Source organism: Amphritea sp. GJ51-11 (assembly GCF_055808735.1).
In genome coordinates this window covers 3,717,527-3,733,206 of sequence record NZ_CM147881.1, presented here as the reverse complement: position 1 = coordinate 3,733,206, position 15,680 = coordinate 3,717,527, and the positions used below count along the sequence as shown (strand labels likewise).

At 48.7% G+C, this 15,680-nt stretch carries 13 protein-coding genes and 1 pseudogene; 6 read left to right on the top strand and 8 right to left on the bottom strand.

Features of this window, described 5'->3' with window-relative positions:
* Position 1 precedes the first annotated feature (1 nt).
* The gene (gene leuS / locus AC0L4K_RS16760; RefSeq protein ID WP_417223566.1) at positions 2 to 2,590 is read right to left on the bottom strand and encodes a leucine--tRNA ligase; all 2,589 of its coding nucleotides are present in this window, start codon (positions 2,588 to 2,590) and stop codon (positions 2 to 4) included.
* A 125-nt stretch (positions 2,591 to 2,715) separates the two neighbouring features.
* Between leuS and AC0L4K_RS16755 the strand changes: the two genes are divergently transcribed.
* Positions 2,716 to 3,270: a zinc ribbon-containing protein gene (locus AC0L4K_RS16755; RefSeq protein ID WP_473267274.1), complete on the top strand. Its 555-nt coding sequence runs from the start codon at positions 2,716 to 2,718 to the stop codon at positions 3,268 to 3,270.
* Here the strand turns inward: AC0L4K_RS16755 and lnt are convergent.
* From lnt to miaB, 5 genes are all read right to left on the bottom strand, one after another.
* Positions 3,214 to 4,734, bottom strand: coding sequence for an apolipoprotein N-acyltransferase (gene lnt / locus AC0L4K_RS16750; protein WP_417223571.1), 1,521 nt, complete (start codon positions 4,732 to 4,734; stop codon positions 3,214 to 3,216). The two genes, AC0L4K_RS16755 and lnt, sit on opposite strands and share 57 nt — an antisense overlap.
* Complete coding sequence (locus AC0L4K_RS16745; RefSeq protein ID WP_417223574.1) at positions 4,734 to 5,591, bottom strand: HlyC/CorC family transporter; 858 nt, start codon at positions 5,589 to 5,591, stop codon at positions 4,734 to 4,736. Before AC0L4K_RS16745 ends, lnt begins: the two co-directional genes overlap by 1 nt.
* A gap of 28 nt (positions 5,592 to 5,619) precedes the next feature.
* The gene (gene ybeY / locus AC0L4K_RS16740) at positions 5,620 to 6,078 is read right to left on the bottom strand and encodes an rRNA maturation RNase YbeY (RefSeq protein WP_473267272.1); all 459 of its coding nucleotides are present in this window, start codon (positions 6,076 to 6,078) and stop codon (positions 5,620 to 5,622) included.
* Positions 6,075 to 7,085: a PhoH family protein gene (locus AC0L4K_RS16735; protein WP_417223578.1), complete on the bottom strand. Its 1,011-nt coding sequence runs from the start codon at positions 7,083 to 7,085 to the stop codon at positions 6,075 to 6,077. The genes ybeY and AC0L4K_RS16735 overlap by 4 nt, the downstream gene beginning before the upstream one ends.
* Positions 7,086 to 7,162: 77 nt before the next feature.
* Positions 7,163 to 8,521 carry a tRNA (N6-isopentenyl adenosine(37)-C2)-methylthiotransferase MiaB gene (gene miaB / locus AC0L4K_RS16730; protein WP_417223579.1) on the bottom strand — a complete coding sequence of 453 codons (1,359 nt, stop codon included), beginning with the start codon at positions 8,519 to 8,521 and terminating at the stop codon, positions 7,163 to 7,165.
* Positions 8,522 to 8,681: 160 nt separating this feature from the next.
* Between miaB and AC0L4K_RS16725 the strand changes: the two genes are divergently transcribed.
* The 4 genes and pseudogenes from AC0L4K_RS16725 to AC0L4K_RS16710 all read left to right on the top strand — a co-directional run bounded on the left by AC0L4K_RS16725 (position 8,682) and on the right by AC0L4K_RS16710 (position 12,824).
* Positions 8,682 to 8,999, top strand: coding sequence for a DUF1820 family protein (locus AC0L4K_RS16725; RefSeq protein ID WP_417223581.1), 318 nt, complete (start codon positions 8,682 to 8,684; stop codon positions 8,997 to 8,999).
* A 494-nt stretch (positions 9,000 to 9,493) separates the two neighbouring features.
* On the top strand, positions 9,494 to 11,419 hold the full coding sequence (locus AC0L4K_RS16720; protein ID WP_473267270.1) for a CHASE domain-containing protein: 1,926 nt from the start codon (positions 9,494 to 9,496) through the stop codon (positions 11,417 to 11,419).
* Positions 11,398 to 11,945, top strand: a pseudogene (locus AC0L4K_RS16715) (GGDEF domain-containing protein); the annotation flags it as partial. The gene AC0L4K_RS16720 and the pseudogene AC0L4K_RS16715, both read left to right, overlap by 22 nt.
* Before the next feature lie 78 nt (positions 11,946 to 12,023).
* The gene (locus tag AC0L4K_RS16710) at positions 12,024 to 12,824 is read left to right on the top strand and encodes an EAL domain-containing protein (protein ID WP_473269241.1); all 801 of its coding nucleotides are present in this window, start codon (positions 12,024 to 12,026) and stop codon (positions 12,822 to 12,824) included.
* 40 nt (positions 12,825 to 12,864) lie between these two features.
* Here the strand turns inward: AC0L4K_RS16710 and AC0L4K_RS16705 are convergent, their stop codons facing one another.
* Positions 12,865 to 13,695, bottom strand: coding sequence for a glucosaminidase domain-containing protein (locus AC0L4K_RS16705; RefSeq protein WP_417223583.1), 831 nt, complete (start codon positions 13,693 to 13,695; stop codon positions 12,865 to 12,867).
* Positions 13,696 to 13,701: 6 nt separating this feature from the next.
* Positions 13,702 to 14,712, bottom strand: a complete 1,011-nt coding sequence (gene epmB / locus AC0L4K_RS16700; protein WP_473267268.1) for an EF-P beta-lysylation protein EpmB — start codon at positions 14,710 to 14,712, stop codon at positions 13,702 to 13,704.
* A 110-nt stretch (positions 14,713 to 14,822) separates the two neighbouring features.
* Here epmB and efp point away from each other — a divergent pair, with 110 nt between their 5' ends.
* On the top strand, positions 14,823 to 15,386 hold the full coding sequence (gene efp / locus AC0L4K_RS16695; RefSeq protein WP_126157536.1) for an elongation factor P: 564 nt from the start codon (positions 14,823 to 14,825) through the stop codon (positions 15,384 to 15,386).
* The last annotated feature ends 294 nt before the right edge of the window (positions 15,387 to 15,680 follow it).

Here is a 15,680-nt window from a genome sequence, read left to right as displayed (position 1 = left end):
TTTAACCTACAACGATGTTGACGAGTTTATTTGGCACAACAATCTGTTTGCGGATTGTTTTGCCATCCATGTGACGCTGAACACCTTCATCGGCCAAAGCTGTATGCAGGACGATGCTTTCTTCAGAGTCGGCGGGTAGAGTGATTTTGCCGCGCACTTTACCGTTGACCTGTACCACCATCTGTACATTAGCGAGGGTCAATGCGTCTTCATCGACCACTGGCCAAGGTGCTTCCAGTAAGTTATTGCTGTTGCCGAGATCAGCCCACAGTTGATGGGTGATGTGCGGCACAATCGGTGCGAGTAGTTGCACAGCGGCGGTGAGGGCTTCACGTACGACGGCACGACCCTGATCGCTGGCATCAACAAAGCGGCTGATGGCATTGCTGAGTTCCATCACTGCGGCAATCGCGGTATTGAATGTCTGACGACGTTCAACATCATCGGATACTTTCTTGATGGTTTCGTGTGTTTTACGGCGCAACTCTTTTTGGCGATCATCAAGGCTATCCGGTTGCAGTGCAACCACGTCACCGGGGAATTGAAGGTGATCGAACACCAGTTTCCACAGGCGACGGAGGAAGCGGTGAGCACCCTCGACACCGGAATCAGACCATTCCAAGGATTGTTCTGGCGGCGCAGCAAACATCATAAACAGGCGCACGGTATCCGCGCCGTATTTATCGATCATGAGTTGCGGGTCAATACCGTTGTTTTTCGACTTGGACATTTTGCCCATGCCTGCTGATTCCACCGGTTGGCCATCGACGATATGAACAGCCTGCGTCACTCGACCTTTCTCGTCGCGTTCAACTTTTACTTCAGTGGGTGGAATCCAGGTTTTACCGCCGTTTTCATCATCGCGATAATAGGTATCTGCTAGTACCATGCCTTGGCACAGGAGTCGCTCGATCGGCTCGTCAGAGTTAACCAGTCCCTCATCACGCATCAACTTGTGGAAGAAGCGAGAGTAAAGCAGGTGCAGAATAGCGTGTTCAATACCGCCAATATATTGATTCACCGGTAACCAGTAGTTAGCCGCTTCCGGATCCAACATGGTATCGGCATTACGGCAGGCATAGCGAGCGTAATACCAAGAGGATTCCATAAAGGTATCAAAGGTGTCGGTTTCCCGCTCGGCATCACCACCACAGGTAGGGCAAGTGGTTTTCTTGAAGCTATCCATCTTCTTGATTGGTGAGCCAACACCGTCAAACGTCACATCTACAGGTAATACGACAGGGAGTTGGTCTTCGGGTACTGGTACGGCGCCACAGCTATCGCAGTTAATCACTGGGATAGGTGTACCCCAATAACGCTGACGGGAGACACCCCAGTCACGCAGTCGATAGTTAATGGTGATTTTGCCCTTGCCTTTGCTGTGCAGTTCAGACGAGATCGCTTTAAAGGCGACTTCAAAGTCTAGCTCATCAAAATCGCCAGAGTTAACCAATACACCTTTTTCGGTGAAGGCCTCCTGGTCTATGTTGATGTCACGATTATCCGCCGGACGGATGACCTGTTTGATTGGCAAGTTGTACTTCTTAGCAAATTCGTAATCCCGCTGATCGTGTGCAGGAACCGACATGACCGCGCCTGAACCGTAGTCCATCAAAACGAAATTAGCGGTCCAAACCGGTACTTTTTCGCCGGTGAGCGGGTGAGTTGCTTCAATACCCAGGGCAAAGCCCTTTTTCTCCATGGTGGCCATATCGGCTTCGGCCACTTTCATGTTTTTGCATTCGTCGACAAAGGCGCTCAGCTCAGGATTGCCGGCGATAGCCTGCTGCACCAGTGGGTGGCCAGGAGCGACTGCTACATAAGTTACACCCATGAGCGTGTCGGGACGGGTGGTGAACACTTCGAGTTCGCCGAAACCTTCCACGTGGAAACTTAGATCAACCCCTTCAGAGCGGCCAATCCAGTTACGCTGCATAGTGCGAACCTGCTCAGGCCACTCATCTAGCTTGTCGAGATCATCCAATAGCTCATCGGCGTAATCGGTGATTTTTAAGAACCATTGAGGGATCTTTTTGCGTTCAACTAAGGCACCGGAGCGCCAGCCGCGGCCGTCGATAACCTGTTCGTTAGCCAATACTGTTTGGTCAACGGGATCCCAGTTAACTTCAGAGTCTTTTTTGTAGACTAAGCCTTTTTTCATCAGCCGGGTAAAGAACCACTGTTCCCAACGGTAATAAGAGGGGTGGCAGGTGGCAATTTCACGGTTCCAGTCATAGCCGAAGCCCATCAGATTCAGCTGGGTGCGCATGTAATCGATGTTTTCGTAGGTCCAGTTGGCTGGAGGTACATTGTTTTTCAGAGCCGCGTTTTCCGCAGGCAAGCCGAACGCATCCCATCCCATCGGTTGCAGGACATTTTTGCCCTGCATTCGCTGGTAACGGGAAACCACATCGCCAATCGTGTAGTTACGTACGTGTCCCATGTGTAGCCGACCGCTCGGGTAGGGGAACATGGAGAGGCAGTAGAACTTCTCTTTTGACGGGTCTTCAGTGGCTTTGAAGCTCTGGTTGTCGACCCAGTGTTTCTGTACTTCAGGCTCAATATGCTGCGGATTATATTGTTCGTTCATTTTGACTCTGATGATAAAAAACCGGCTATTATGGGATGCCGGTCAAAGGATAGTTTCAAGTGTGTTGCATAGGATACAATATATGCAATGCTACATATAGTTTTAAGTCCGCTTTGGAGAGTGATATGAGTAACAAGGGTAATAAAGAGCGTCGCGGCAAAGACAGTAGTGCACAATATGACCGGGTATTAGGTCGTTTACGTCAAGAATTAGAATCCGCAGAGCATTGGTCATGGGATTATCTGCAGCAGAAAATTGAAGAAGCGGTCGCGTTAGAGTTAGCTGCTGAAGATATGACCCGTGATGAGATGGATCTATTGAGTGCCTACCTTAAACGCGATCTCAAGCAGTTGGGTTATTACGCCCATGAAACCGGTGAGGGGATTGCTGCCTGGTTGAATTTCGATCTGGATGCTCTGGAACAAACGGTAGCTGCTCAATTGATGGATCTGGCTGATCGAACCCGCATTGGTATTACCGAATTAGAGCAGCGTCTAGCTGAAGGCGAAGATCATTATCATGCGGGCGACACAGCCGCCGCGGGGAGTTTTACCTGTGTTAGCTGTGGCGAATTGGTAGTGCATACCAGCACTAGCCGATTAGAGGTCTGTCCAAAATGTGGTTCAGAGACCTTTACGCGCCAGTCTGCTCCGTGGAGCAGTGAAGAGTCCGATCAATAACAGCAAGCCAATAACAATCTGTAATGGCTTAATGCCCCACTCCTGATAAGGAGTGAGGCCCTGCATACGCTGAACTTCACCGGTCAAAACGGCTTGTTCATACTGAGGTATTGTTGCGTTAATTTTACCCTCAGGTGAAATCAATGCGCTGATACCATTATTGGTTGAGCGAATCACCCAGCGACCGGTTTCTAATGCTCTCATCTGGGCTATCTGTAGATGCTGAGCGGGCGCGCTTGAGTGGCCAAACCAGGTGTCGTTACTGACGGTGAGTAATAGATCGCTGTGTAAGCTCTGTTCTCTCACCAGTTCTGGATAGGCGATCTCATAACAGATAAAAGGAGCAATCTGACTGTTGGCGGCTTCTAGCAACGGCTGATTCGGTGCACCAAGGCTAAATTCGGACATCGGCAGATCGAAAAAATCAATCATACCGCGTAACTGATTTTCCAGTGGTACATATTCGCCAAACGGCACTAAGCGCTGCTTATCATAGCTACCACTACCGCCGGCAAACAACCTGAGGCTATTGGTGTATCGCCGCCCTTTAGGAGCATCTGAATCACGGTGGATCGACGGGATGCCACTGATCAAAGCGGTATTGTTGTTCTCGAGATGGGTTATCAGTGGGCTGAGCATCACGCTAGCGGTACGATAGAAACTTGGAATGGCGGTTTCTGGCCAGATCAGTAGGTCAACCTTGTCACTATCCTGACTGAGGTTGGTGTAGGTCTGTAAAATTGCCTCAAGTTCACTGGGTCGCCACTTTAGCTGTTGTGGAATGTTGGCTTGTACCACCATGACGTCAATAGGTTCGCCTACGGCGGTGGTCCAGTTATGGGGAATCTGGTTTTGATCAACCGCAACCCAGGGGAGTCCTAGCACCATCAGAATAGCAGCAGCCTGTAGTGGATGTTTTAGACGTTTTAAAAAGGTAACCACTAAGGTGCTGCTGAGCACAACATAGAGACTGAGTAGCCAGACGCCGCCTAGTGGTGCAAACACCGCTAGAGGGGTGTCTACGAGGCCGTAGCCTAGGTAGAGCCAAGGGAAACCGGTGAACAACCAGCTACGTAGCCATTCAAATAGTAGCCAGAGGGCGCAAAAACCGATTAGGTTGCGAAATAGACGAGTATAAAGCCATATCTGTATAGCAAATAAAATAGCCAATGCGGCGACAAACAGGGCCGTCATCGAGCCGGCTAAGAGCGTCGATGCGTTGCCGTATTCATGAATACTGACAAACACCCAAGAAACTCCGCTGCCGAAGAAGCCTAAACCGTAACACCAGCCGAGCCATCCGCCGATGCGGGGGGCGCAGTTGTGTAGCAGTGTAAACAGCAGGGCAACGGACACTCCCCCTAAATACCAGTAGTCAAACGGCGCCAAGGACAGTGGCGCAAGCGCGCCAGCTATTGTGGCCAGCAGGACACGCCAAAATATATTGGGGGTGCGATGGGTCATTATTGTTTGACCGGCTCTGAACGAGTCACCTGTAGTAGGCGAATACGTCGGTTATCGGCGCTGAGAATCTTAAAGGTAAAAGCATCGATTTCAACGCTCTCATCTTTACGGGGTAAGTGCCCAAATTTTTGCGTAACCAGACCGCCGATGGTGTCAAAATCATCATCCGGCATACCGATATCAAAAAATTCGTTAAAGTCTTCGATGGGAGTCAGGGCTTTAACAATATAGCCGTTATCGTCAAAGGGTTTGATATTGCCGTCATCATCTTCGACATCGTGTTCATCTTCTATCTGTCCGACAATCTGTTCGAGCACATCTTCGATGGTAATGACCCCGGAAACCCCGGCGTATTCGTCAACCACAATCGCCATATGGTTACGGGTCGCTCGAAACTCTTTGAGCAGCACATTAAGACGCTTACTCTCAGGAATGAAGGTCGCTTTACGCACGTATTGTCGAATGTCGAAGTTTTCTAGATGGTTTTCATCGAGAATAAGTGGCAGTAAATCTTTGGCCAGCAATATTCCGAGAATATCATCGGGGTTTTCACCAATGACTGGAAAGCGAGAGTGAGCCGAAGAGATGATGATGGGTAGAAACTCTTTCGGAGTTTGGTCTGCTTCAACTAAAATCATCTGTGAACGGGGGATCATAACATCACGTACCTGCTGGTCAGCAACCTGCATAGCGCCCTCAATGATGCTAAAGGCTTCTTGATCCAGAACGTTTTCATCGGTGGCGTCTTTTAGGTCGGCCAACAGATCTTCCCGGGTTTTCGGCTCGTCAGAAAAAATCTGGGAGAGCTTGCCCAGCCAGGATTTATTCTGGCCATGTCCCGATCGCTCTTCGCTCATGTGGTGCTCCGTGTGTTAGGTGTCAGACTTATTCAGAAACTAAATAAGGGTCAGGTATATCTAAGCCGGCAAGAATGTCCCGTTCCAGCTGTTCCATCTCTTCTGCTTCAGCGTTATTTATATGGTCGAATCCAAGCAGATGCAAGACTCCATGCACGACCATATGACACCAATGATTCAATAGTGGCTTATTTTGTTGCTCCGCCTCGCGGGCAACAACCTCTGCGCAAATGACCAGATCGCCCAGCAGGTCAAGTTCTATGCCCTCAGGCATCTCGAATGGGAAGGATAACACATTGGTTGAGCTGTCCTTACCACGGTATTGATGGTTAAGAGTCCGGCTCTCTTCGGCGTCGACGATACGGATCGATAGTTCGGCATCCTCTAGTCGGCCTTTTAGGGCGGCGCTAACCCACGCGGTTAGCTGCGCTTCGCTCGGGAGGTTTTCATCGGTGATTTGACACTGACGGTCAACAAAGTAAGTCATCGGCGCCCCTGTTGGTTAGCGGACTGATCGTCGTGATGTTGTTCATAGTGATCATAGGCCTCAACAATATGGCCGACCAGCGGATGGCGGACCACGTCTTTGGCGGTAAAGCGGGTAAAGCCGATACCTTTGACGTCCTTGAGGACTTCGCTAGCATGAATCAGGCCGGAGCGGACTCCTTTAGGTAGATCGATCTGTGTGGTATCACCGGTGATGACTGCGGTTGAGCCAAAGCCAATGCGCGTCAGAAACATTTTCATCTGTTCCCGGGTGGTATTCTGGCTTTCATCGAGAATAACGAATGAACCGTTGAGGGTACGGCCACGCATATAGGCCAGTGGTGCCACTTCGATCACATTACGTTCGATTAGCTTGCTGACCCGTTCGATTCCCAACATTTCATAGAGGGCGTCGTAGAGTGGCCGCAGGTAAGGGTCGACTTTTTGACTGAGGTCACCGGGCAGAAAACCCAGCTTCTCACCCGCTTCAACGGCCGGGCGCACCAATAAAATACGGCTAACCTCTTCACGCTCTAGGGCCTCACAGGCGCAGGCCACCGCGAGGTAAGTTTTGCCGGTGCCGGCAGGACCGATCCCGAAATTAATATCGTGGGTCAAAATAGTACGGACATAGCTCTGCTGATTTGGTCCACGGGGACGAATCAGGGTTTTACGGGTTTGAATCGCAATGTCGGCCTGATATACCGGGGCAGGTTCACTTCCTGATAGCTGCTCAATACCGGATTGTTGCAGTAATAGGTGGATCTGATCCGGGGTGATCTGTTCACCCTTTTCAGCGTCTTCATAAAGCTGTTCGAGCATTTTGGCACCGGCGCGCACAACATTTGATTTGCCTGCCAGTTTAAAATGGTTGCCTCGGTTGCTGATCTCAATGCCCAGCCGTTGTTCGATCAACCGCAGATGCTCATCGAGCTGACCGCAAAGGTTCGCGAGTGATTGAGTATTATCCGGCTCTAGGGTGAGCTGAATGGTTTGCGCTGTATTCAAGAATGAATCCTTAAGATAACGAATCTGTTTAATTTAGCGTCTCGGCAGGGCTGAGTATAGCGCTTAACCGTTATTGCTTATTGCAGTGTGCCGTCCAGCTCTGAACCGACTAACTCACCTAATAGGGAGTTGGTATAGACCTCTGCGATACGGACATCGGCAAAGTGGCCGATCTGATCCGGGTTATCACAGCGGAAATTGACTACCCGGTTATTTTCGGTGCGTCCCTGCAGCATGCCAGGATCTTTACGAGAGTAATCGGTAACCAGAATACGCTGCACCGTGTCGACCATGCGACGGCTAATCTGCAATGCTTGCTGGGTGATACGGTTCTGTAGAATGTTGAGCCGCTGTTTTTTAGTCTCTTCCGATACATCATCAGGCAGGTCGGCAGCGGGTGTGCCGGGGCGACGGCTATATATAAAGCTATAGGAGTTATCGAAGCCGATCTCGGCAATCAGGTTCATGGTGGCTTCGAAGTCGGCTTCGGTCTCGCCAGGAAAGCCAATAATAAAATCTGATGACAGGGTAATATCTGGGCGGGCGGCGCGAATCTTACGAATCAATGATTTGTACTCCAGCGCCATGTGGCCCCGTTTCATCGCCATCAAAATACGGTCTGAACCACTTTGTACGGGTAGATGCAAGAAGCTCACCAGTTCGGGCACTTCGCGGTAAACCTCGACTAAACTGTCGCTAAATTCAACCGGATGGGAGGTGGTGAAACGGATGCGATCGATACCTTCTATGCCTGCGATGCAGCGAATCAGCTCGGCGAGATCGGCGCTATCACCGTCGTGGGTGTCACCTCGATAGGCGTTGACATTCTGGCCTAACAGGTGGATTTCGCGAACCCCCTGTTCAGATAGCTCCACCGCTTCGGCGATAATATCATCCATTGGCCGGCTAACTTCTTCGCCACGGGTGTAAGGCACAACGCAGAAAGTGCAGTATTTACTGCAACCCTCCATGATTGAGACGAATGCTTCGGCACCTTCAACCCGTGGGGCGGGGAGGTGGTCGAATTTTTCGATCTCTGGGAAGCTAATATCGACGATGCCTTTTTTATGGGTGCCGGCATTGGTGATATCGATCATCTCAGGCAGACGATGCAGGGTTTGTGGGCCAAAGATCATATCCACATAGGGCGCCCGTTTGAGGATTGCGTCACCTTCTTGAGAGGCAACACAACCGCCCACGCCGATCTTTAGGTCGGGGTTCTTCGCTTTCAGTTTGCGCCAGCGGCCTAATTGATGAAATACCTTTTCCTGAGCTTTTTCCCGAATCGAACAGGTGTTCAGCAGCAGCACGTCGGCTTCTTCCTGATTGTCGGTTAGCTCAAGTTCATGGCTTTCGCCCAGCAGATCGGCCATTCGCGATGAATCGTATTCGTTCATCTGGCAACCGTGGGTTTTAATGAATAGCTTTTTGGCCATGGCACACCTGTTTCACATCTTGGAGAAATTAAAAGGGCGGGAATTATACTTTATGGCAATCAAACTGCATAGTTTTTAACCGCTCTAGATGATCACTTGTAATCAGCTAAAGCGCCCCCATAATAACCGCAGTAAACCCTTTTGTTGAGTATGATGAACTATGGCAAGTGACCCGATCTACCGGATAAAATTTCTTAATCAGAACGAGATCTACGAGATCTATGCGCAGAATGTCTACCAAAGTGATCTTTGGGGCTTTCTTGAGATAGAAAATATCGTCTTTGGTAGTCAGAGTGCAATGGTTGTTGATCCGACCGAAGAAAAATTAAAAAAACAGTTTGAAGACGTCGAAAGAAGCTATATTCCTATGCAGGCGGTCATCCGTATTGACGAGGTTAAACATCAGGGACCGGCAAAAATTACTGAAGTGAAGGGCACCGTGACACCTTTTCCGGTGATGCCGCCAAGAAATCCTTAACGCGCTATAAGCTATTCAATTTTGACGCCCGCACTGTCCTGCGGTCGTCATATCTCAGTAATACAACCGAGTAACACATGAATACTGGATTTGTTAATCCTTGCTGTTCTGTTCTTCTATCGTGTTATTTCGTTTATTTCGTTTATGTCGTTTGGCTCAGATCATCTTCCTATGATTACCCTGTAGGCCCTATTAACCGTGTTTTAATATGGATTTAGGGATTCATCGTTTATGATGCGTGTATAAACGCATATATCTGGCATTTTAATTAGAGTGTTTTCGTTAGCGCCTTTATAGTGCGATGAACATCAGCTTTAGTATTTCGCACTTAAAATGTGTTGGTTTGTTGGATGGATTATCCAACGTCTGACGGTGGTTTAGACAAAGTTATTTTGCAGATCCGTCCGTTTTGGCTCAATATCGACTGAGCAGCGCGTAAACGCTGCTTTAGGATTTTTATCGACCAGTATTTAAACAGAGAATGCAATTTACCTATGTCGTCGCAGTCAATCCTTCCTGTTAGACCGTTCGATCGTATAACCGGTCTGTTTTGTACCCATGTTTTGCCGGGTATTGCTTATCTGTTGCTGGCATTTCTTTCAGAAGACCTTTTATCGATTCCTCCGAGTGATGCTTCGGCGGTTTGGCCTTCTGCCGGCGTAGCGATTACCGCCGTTCTGCTACGGGGTTATCGTGTCTGTTTTGGTTTGTTTGTTGCCTTAATGATCTTTTATGCCACGACTTGGCTTGATGTGAGTAGCGTGGAAGCTTTTGTTCGCTCGATAGCCTTGATGTCGTTACTCAGTAGCGCGGCGGTGTTGGAAGCGGCGAGTGCGGTTTGGTTAGTCTATCGATTGATGGGCGGTTATCCGAATTTAATTGGCGAGAAGCAAATTACGCTATTTTTACTGATTATTGGACCTTTAGCATCGGTATTAGCGAGTCTATCCGCGACATTGATTTTGTTGCTCTTCGGGGGGATTGGCTGGGAGCATTTTTTTATTAGTTGGCTGACGTGGTTTATTGGCGATAGCATCGGGGCCATTGTTGTTACACCTATTTTAATGGCGATTTTTGCCACGCAACAGAGCTCTCTATATTCCCGCAAGTTCGCGATCGTTTTACCACTGACCGGGTTGTTGGTCGTGATTGTGGTGTTGTTTTCGATAACGAAAAGTTACGAGCTACAGGAACGTCGATTAAAGTTTAACCAACAATCGGAGCAGCTACATTCGAGTATGGAGAACCGACTGGAGGCGGGCCGAGAGGTGCTGTTTTCGCTGCGTAGTCTTTTCTTGAGTAGCAATAATATCGATAAAGATGACTTTACTCGCTTTACCGCCCATATTTTGACGCGTTATCCCGAGCTGCAAGCGCTGGAGTGGACGCCGCGTATTGTTAATGCGAACCGGTCGACGTATGAAGCCACAGAAGGTATGCCGGAACATATATTCGAAGCTGGAGAAGGTGATCAACTCATACCCGCTGCCGAGAGACCGTTTTATTATCCGGTGAGTTATATCGTGCCTTTTGTCGAGAATAAGCGCGCGTTTGGTTTTGATATCGCGAGTAATCCTGTGGCAATGGAAGCTTTAGACAGAGCGCGGCTGGATAATGGTGCGGTCGCAACGGCGCCGATTCGCTTAGTTCAGGAGTCCGCTGCTCAGTGGGGGGTCGTTGAATACCTGCATGTTGACCATCGGGGAATTGATAATGGTTTGTCGGATGAAGGGGTTGTCGCCGCCGTTTATCGTATTGGCGACTTTGTCTCCGCGGTGTTAAAAGATCGTGCGGATCTGGCAGAACAGATTAATCTTCAACTATTTGATATTACCGATGACCCTGTCCAGCTTTATCCCACCGGTATGCAAGCTGAAAACGCGATAGAAGAACTTGTCTGGACGCGTGAATATTTTATGGGTGGGCGGATTTATCTGTTCGAATATCATGCCAAGCCAGCTTTCCTAGTGAATTTTACACAATGGAGCAGCTCAATTATTTTATTGGGCGGAATGCTATTTACGGCATTGCTCGGGGGCTGGCTACTCTCTCTAACCGGCACAACACTTCGAATTAGTCGGGAGGTTAAAGAAAAAACCGCATCCTTACAGTATGAAGTAGAAGAGCGTCGCCGGACTGAGCAGCAACTACTTAAGGTTTCAAAAGCGGTAGAGTTTAGTCCTAATATGGTGCTGATTACCCTGCCGGATGGCGAGATAGAGTATTCAAGTCCGCGGTTTACGGAAGAAACCGGCTTTACTTTTGACGACGTGGTTGGCAAGCATATTGATATATTGCATTTCAAACAGCCGGGCGGTATTTCATATCAGGATATCTGGCAGCAATTGATCAATCAGCCCAATTGGGGTGGCGAGCTGGGTAACCGAAAAAATCGAACATGCTGTATTGGGCGCAAGTGAATATCGCGCCGATCTATGATCTTGAAGGTCAGTTGACTAACTATGTGGTGACTCTGCTGGATGTCACCGAGAACCGACTGATTTCAGAACAGATGAGTTATCATGCTAGTCATGATCAACTAACAGGCTTGATTAATCGGCGCGAATTTGAAATGCGTTTACAGGCTATGTTTCAGCATCAACGCCCGCCGGGGTGTCAGCATGCCTTTTGTTTCCTCGATTTAGATCAGTTTAAGGTTGTGAATGATACCTGCGGCCATGTGGCTGGCGATGAGCTGTTGCGTCAGATTGCCTCAATGCTGCAGAGTCAGGTGCGCTCGAATGATACTCTTGCCCGTCTAGGGGGGATGAGTTCGGGATACTGTTGCAAAATTGTCCACTCGAAAAAGCCTATACCGTCGCTGAAAATATACGGGACTCGATTGCTGAGTTTAAATTTTGCTGGGAGCAGCAAGCCTTTAATATCGGTGTGAGTATTGGGGTCGTCGCTATTACAGAGCATTCGGCTAATTTAACCGAAGTGCTTAAACAGGCGGATTCTGCCTGTTATACCGCAAAGGATGCTGGCCGTAACCGGGTACATCTCTATACCCAGGGTAATGAAATGTTGGCCCAGCGAGAGGGTGAGATGCATTGGGTCTCAGAGATTAATGCAGCCCTCGAAGAAAATCGTTTTATGCTCTACGGTCAGTTGATTGTCCCCTTGCAGAACACCTGCCTGAAACCCGATGTAGAAATCCTGCTTAGAATGAAAGATCGGGAAGGAAATGTTGTTCCCCCCGGTGCATTTCTGCCTGCTGCGGAGCGTTACCAGTTAGCGGGCCGAATTGATGAGTGGGTCGTTAGTCACGCTTTTGCTTGGTTGAATCGAAACTTCACTCAATTCAGCCGCTCTTTTGGTTGTTGTGCTATTAACCTTTCCGGTGGAAGCCTGGGTGATCCGCGCATTAAAGATGCCATTATTCGGCACCTGGAAAGCTCCACTTTACTGCCTTATAAAGTGAAGTTTGAGATCACAGAAACGGCAGCCATTGCGAACCTTGTGGAAGCTCAGCGGTTTATTAATGCGTTAAAGGCCTATGGTTGCCAGTTCTCATTAGATGATTTTGGCAGTGGGCTATCTTCCTTTGCGTATTTGAAGAACCTGCCGGTGGATAACCTTAAAATTGATGGTATGTTTGTTAAAGGCATTTTGGATGACGAGCTAGATCAAGCAATGGTTAAATCGATCAATGATATTGGCCATGTGATGCATAAAACCACCATCGCAGAATTTGTCGAAAATGATGAAATATGCGATATGCTGCGAGATATCGGTGTGGATTATGGGCAGGGTTACGGGTTAGGTTACCCAGAGCCGCTGGACAAATTGTTGCAGCAGGTCAGTGGCGAAGATGATCGTTAATTGATGAAACCTCGTCAGCTCCAGTGAACGTGTCACAGTGTTATAAGTTATAACTATCGTATTTTTTTAGTTTGTCGCGGCGGATAATCGATTCCAAACGCTGAATATACTCGTCACCTAACTCACTATAACGATGTAAATGATGTATGAGTTTTAGGCTGTCCTGACTTTTTTGTGCAGCTTGACGCAATTCAGTGTAGGCGCTGCCCTTTCCCAATGTTAAAAAATAGTCGTCTATCGCGCCTAGTAGCGAATCATAGCGTTTAACGTAGATCGCCTTACCTTCTCGCCGTTGGCTTGCCATGATCCGTTTTTCCTTTGGATCGAATGACCAGATACCGAAAACATTATTCGCTTTAACAAAAAATCGAGAACTTCCCCAGCCAGTTTCAAGCGCCGCCTGAGCTAATATCAGACTGTTGGGCAGGTTAATCATGCGTCGCTTAAGTTGTGCCGGTGTTTGAGCTTCATATTGCACCATCATCTGGTCCAGCCAAGCCTGTTCCAAACTAGTCGGACGGTCACTGGCGAGGATTCTGGCGAGTTTAAGCCGCTGTTGTTGGTATCGCTGTTTACTGATGAGAATAGCCGGCAGCAGTAGTGCAATAAAACGTTGTTTTTTATCTGAGACAGGCAGTTTCGCCAATGAAACAACGGAGGTGTAGGCGACCGCAGAGGTGGGGTTTGTCAGGTGGAGAATATCGCCGGCGGTGGTGACTGGACGATATTGAATGTCGAGGCTTTTTGGACTCTGCTGCGCGGATTTATCTCGTTGGTCGGCTATCTGAACTAAGGCACCAAAACCGAACATCAATGCCGCTAGAAAAAGTAAGGCTGTTTGCAGCGGGTGCTGTTGGTATTTCTGTGACATCGCCTTTTAATCCTGATCGATAAACAGCAAGGTTTTAGCCCCACGGCCGGGAATCTCTCGCGCTAAGCGGGGGACTAGGTAGCCGGGAAGTTGATCCTGTAACTGACGTAATAGCTGCTTTGCTTCCGCATCAGGAAGGTCAAAGTGCGCCGCACCTTTGACCGGATCAAAGGTAAACAGATAATAGGGTAATACACCGATATTGAATAGTTTTTCACTCAGCGCCTTAAGAATGTCCAGGCTGTCATTGACGCCTCGCAGAAGGACCGCTTGGTTTAATACGGTCACATCCGCTTGGCGAAGGCGTTGGATCGCTGAGGCCACTTGGTCATCGAGTTCTTGTGGATGGTTGCTATGAATGACTGTGACCACGTTGAGACGGCTCTGGTTCAGAATCGATGTTAGGGTGTCGGTAATTCGTTGCGGCAGCACTACCGGTAGGCGGCTGTGAATCCTTAACCGAGTGAGATGGGGGATCTGTTCGAGATCCGAAATAAACTGTTTTAAACGGGTATCACTGGAAACTAGCGGGTCGCCACCAGAAAAAATCACTTCGGTAATGCTGCTATCGGCGGAAATATAGGCCAAAATTTTCTGCCATTGCTGCGGCCCGAGACGGTTTTCAGCATAGGGAAAGTGGCGGCGAAAGCAGTAGCGACAGTTAATCGCACAGGCACCGGTGAGTATGATCAGCACACGGCCTTTATATTTATGGATCAATCCGTCCACGGGATTGCTATGCCTCTCTTCCAGTGGATCTTGCGTAAACCCGGGTACATCATCCAGTTCTTCGCCCAGTGGTAACACCTGTCGTAGGAGCGGATCGTTAATATTGCCTTTCTCTATGCGATCGAGCCAGGGGCGAGGAATGCGCATGGCAAACTCGGCATGGCCACGTTGCGCGCCTTGTAGCATGGTTTCTGGCAGTTGAAGATAACGAATCAGCTCTTCCGGACTCTCTAACGTCTGGCTAAGCAGAGTCTGCCAAGTGTCCGGTAATGGTATGATTGAATTCATATTTGAATAATTTCGCTGGAAAATTTGCTCGCATTCTCCTTTCAAGTAGAATGTGTGTCAATTTTGCGGTGGCAACAGATCACCTGAGTCTAATCTATTTCGAGATCAATATGGCAAATTACCCATCCAACCAGTTTAAAAACGGCCTGAAAGTGATGATCGAGGGTGATCCTTGTTCAATGGTAGATGTTGAATTCGTTAAACCAGGTAAAGGACAGGCTTTCACCCGCGTTAAACTGAAAAACCTAATTACGGGTCGTACATGGGAGCGTACTTTCAAGTCGAACGAAACCGCTGAAGGGGCTGATGTCATGGATACGGATATGGAATATCTGTATTGCGATGGTGAAATGTGGCACTTCATGGACCCACAAAGTTATGAACAGGTTGCTGCGGATAAAACCGCTATTGGCGATGCTCACCTATGGCTTAAGGAACAGGATAAGTGTTTGGTGACGCTGTGGAATAACAACCCTATCTCGATTACACCGCCAAACTTTGTTGAATTAGAAGTGGTTGAAACCGATCCCGGCCTGAAAGGTGATACTGCACAGGGTGGCTCTAAGCCGGCTAAATTGCAGTCCGGTGCGGTGGTGCGTGTACCACTGTTTATTGAACAGGGCGATATCTTGAAAATTGATACCCGTTCAGGTGATTACGTTTCTCGTGCATAAGTAATCCCGCGTTTCTAACGCGCTTGTATTACCTCAATAATGGCAGCTTCGGCTGCCATTTTATGTACAGGATGTACGGTATGCCGCGGGCGCAGGGATGCGCAGGAGCGGCGATGTACAGGTATTTGTATCAGTGTATGCCGCGAGCGCAGGGATGCGCAGGAGCTGCGATGTACAGGTGTTTTTATCAGTGTATGCCGCGGGTGCAGGGATGCGCAGGAGCGGCGATGTCTGGATAGTCGATATGCTTTTACTACGGTGGTTTGTATTAATGAGTGATTTTAATGAGTGAAC

Coding starts and splice junctions, on each gene's coding strand:
- AC0L4K_RS16725 (WP_417223581.1), top strand. CDS start 8,682: ATGGCAAGTGACCCGATCTACCGGATAAAATTTCTTAATCAGAACGAG.
- epmB (WP_473267268.1), bottom strand. CDS start 14,712: ATGAATTCAATCATACCATTACCGGACACTTGGCAGACTCTGCTTAGC.
- leuS (WP_417223566.1), bottom strand. CDS start 2,590: ATGAACGAACAATATAATCCGCAGCATATTGAGCCTGAAGTACAGAAA.
- AC0L4K_RS16710 (WP_473269241.1), top strand. CDS start 12,024: ATGTTGGCCCAGCGAGAGGGTGAGATGCATTGGGTCTCAGAGATTAAT.
- AC0L4K_RS16720 (WP_473267270.1), top strand. CDS start 9,494: ATGTCGTCGCAGTCAATCCTTCCTGTTAGACCGTTCGATCGTATAACC.
- lnt (WP_417223571.1), bottom strand. CDS start 4,734: ATGACCCATCGCACCCCCAATATATTTTGGCGTGTCCTGCTGGCCACA.
- AC0L4K_RS16755 (WP_473267274.1), top strand. CDS start 2,716: ATGAGTAACAAGGGTAATAAAGAGCGTCGCGGCAAAGACAGTAGTGCA.
- AC0L4K_RS16745 (WP_417223574.1), bottom strand. CDS start 5,591: ATGAGCGAAGAGCGATCGGGACATGGCCAGAATAAATCCTGGCTGGGC.
- miaB (WP_417223579.1), bottom strand. CDS start 8,521: ATGGCCAAAAAGCTATTCATTAAAACCCACGGTTGCCAGATGAACGAA.
- ybeY (WP_473267272.1), bottom strand. CDS start 6,078: ATGACTTACTTTGTTGACCGTCAGTGTCAAATCACCGATGAAAACCTC.
- AC0L4K_RS16705 (WP_417223583.1), bottom strand. CDS start 13,695: ATGTCACAGAAATACCAACAGCACCCGCTGCAAACAGCCTTACTTTTT.
- efp (WP_126157536.1), top strand. CDS start 14,823: ATGGCAAATTACCCATCCAACCAGTTTAAAAACGGCCTGAAAGTGATG.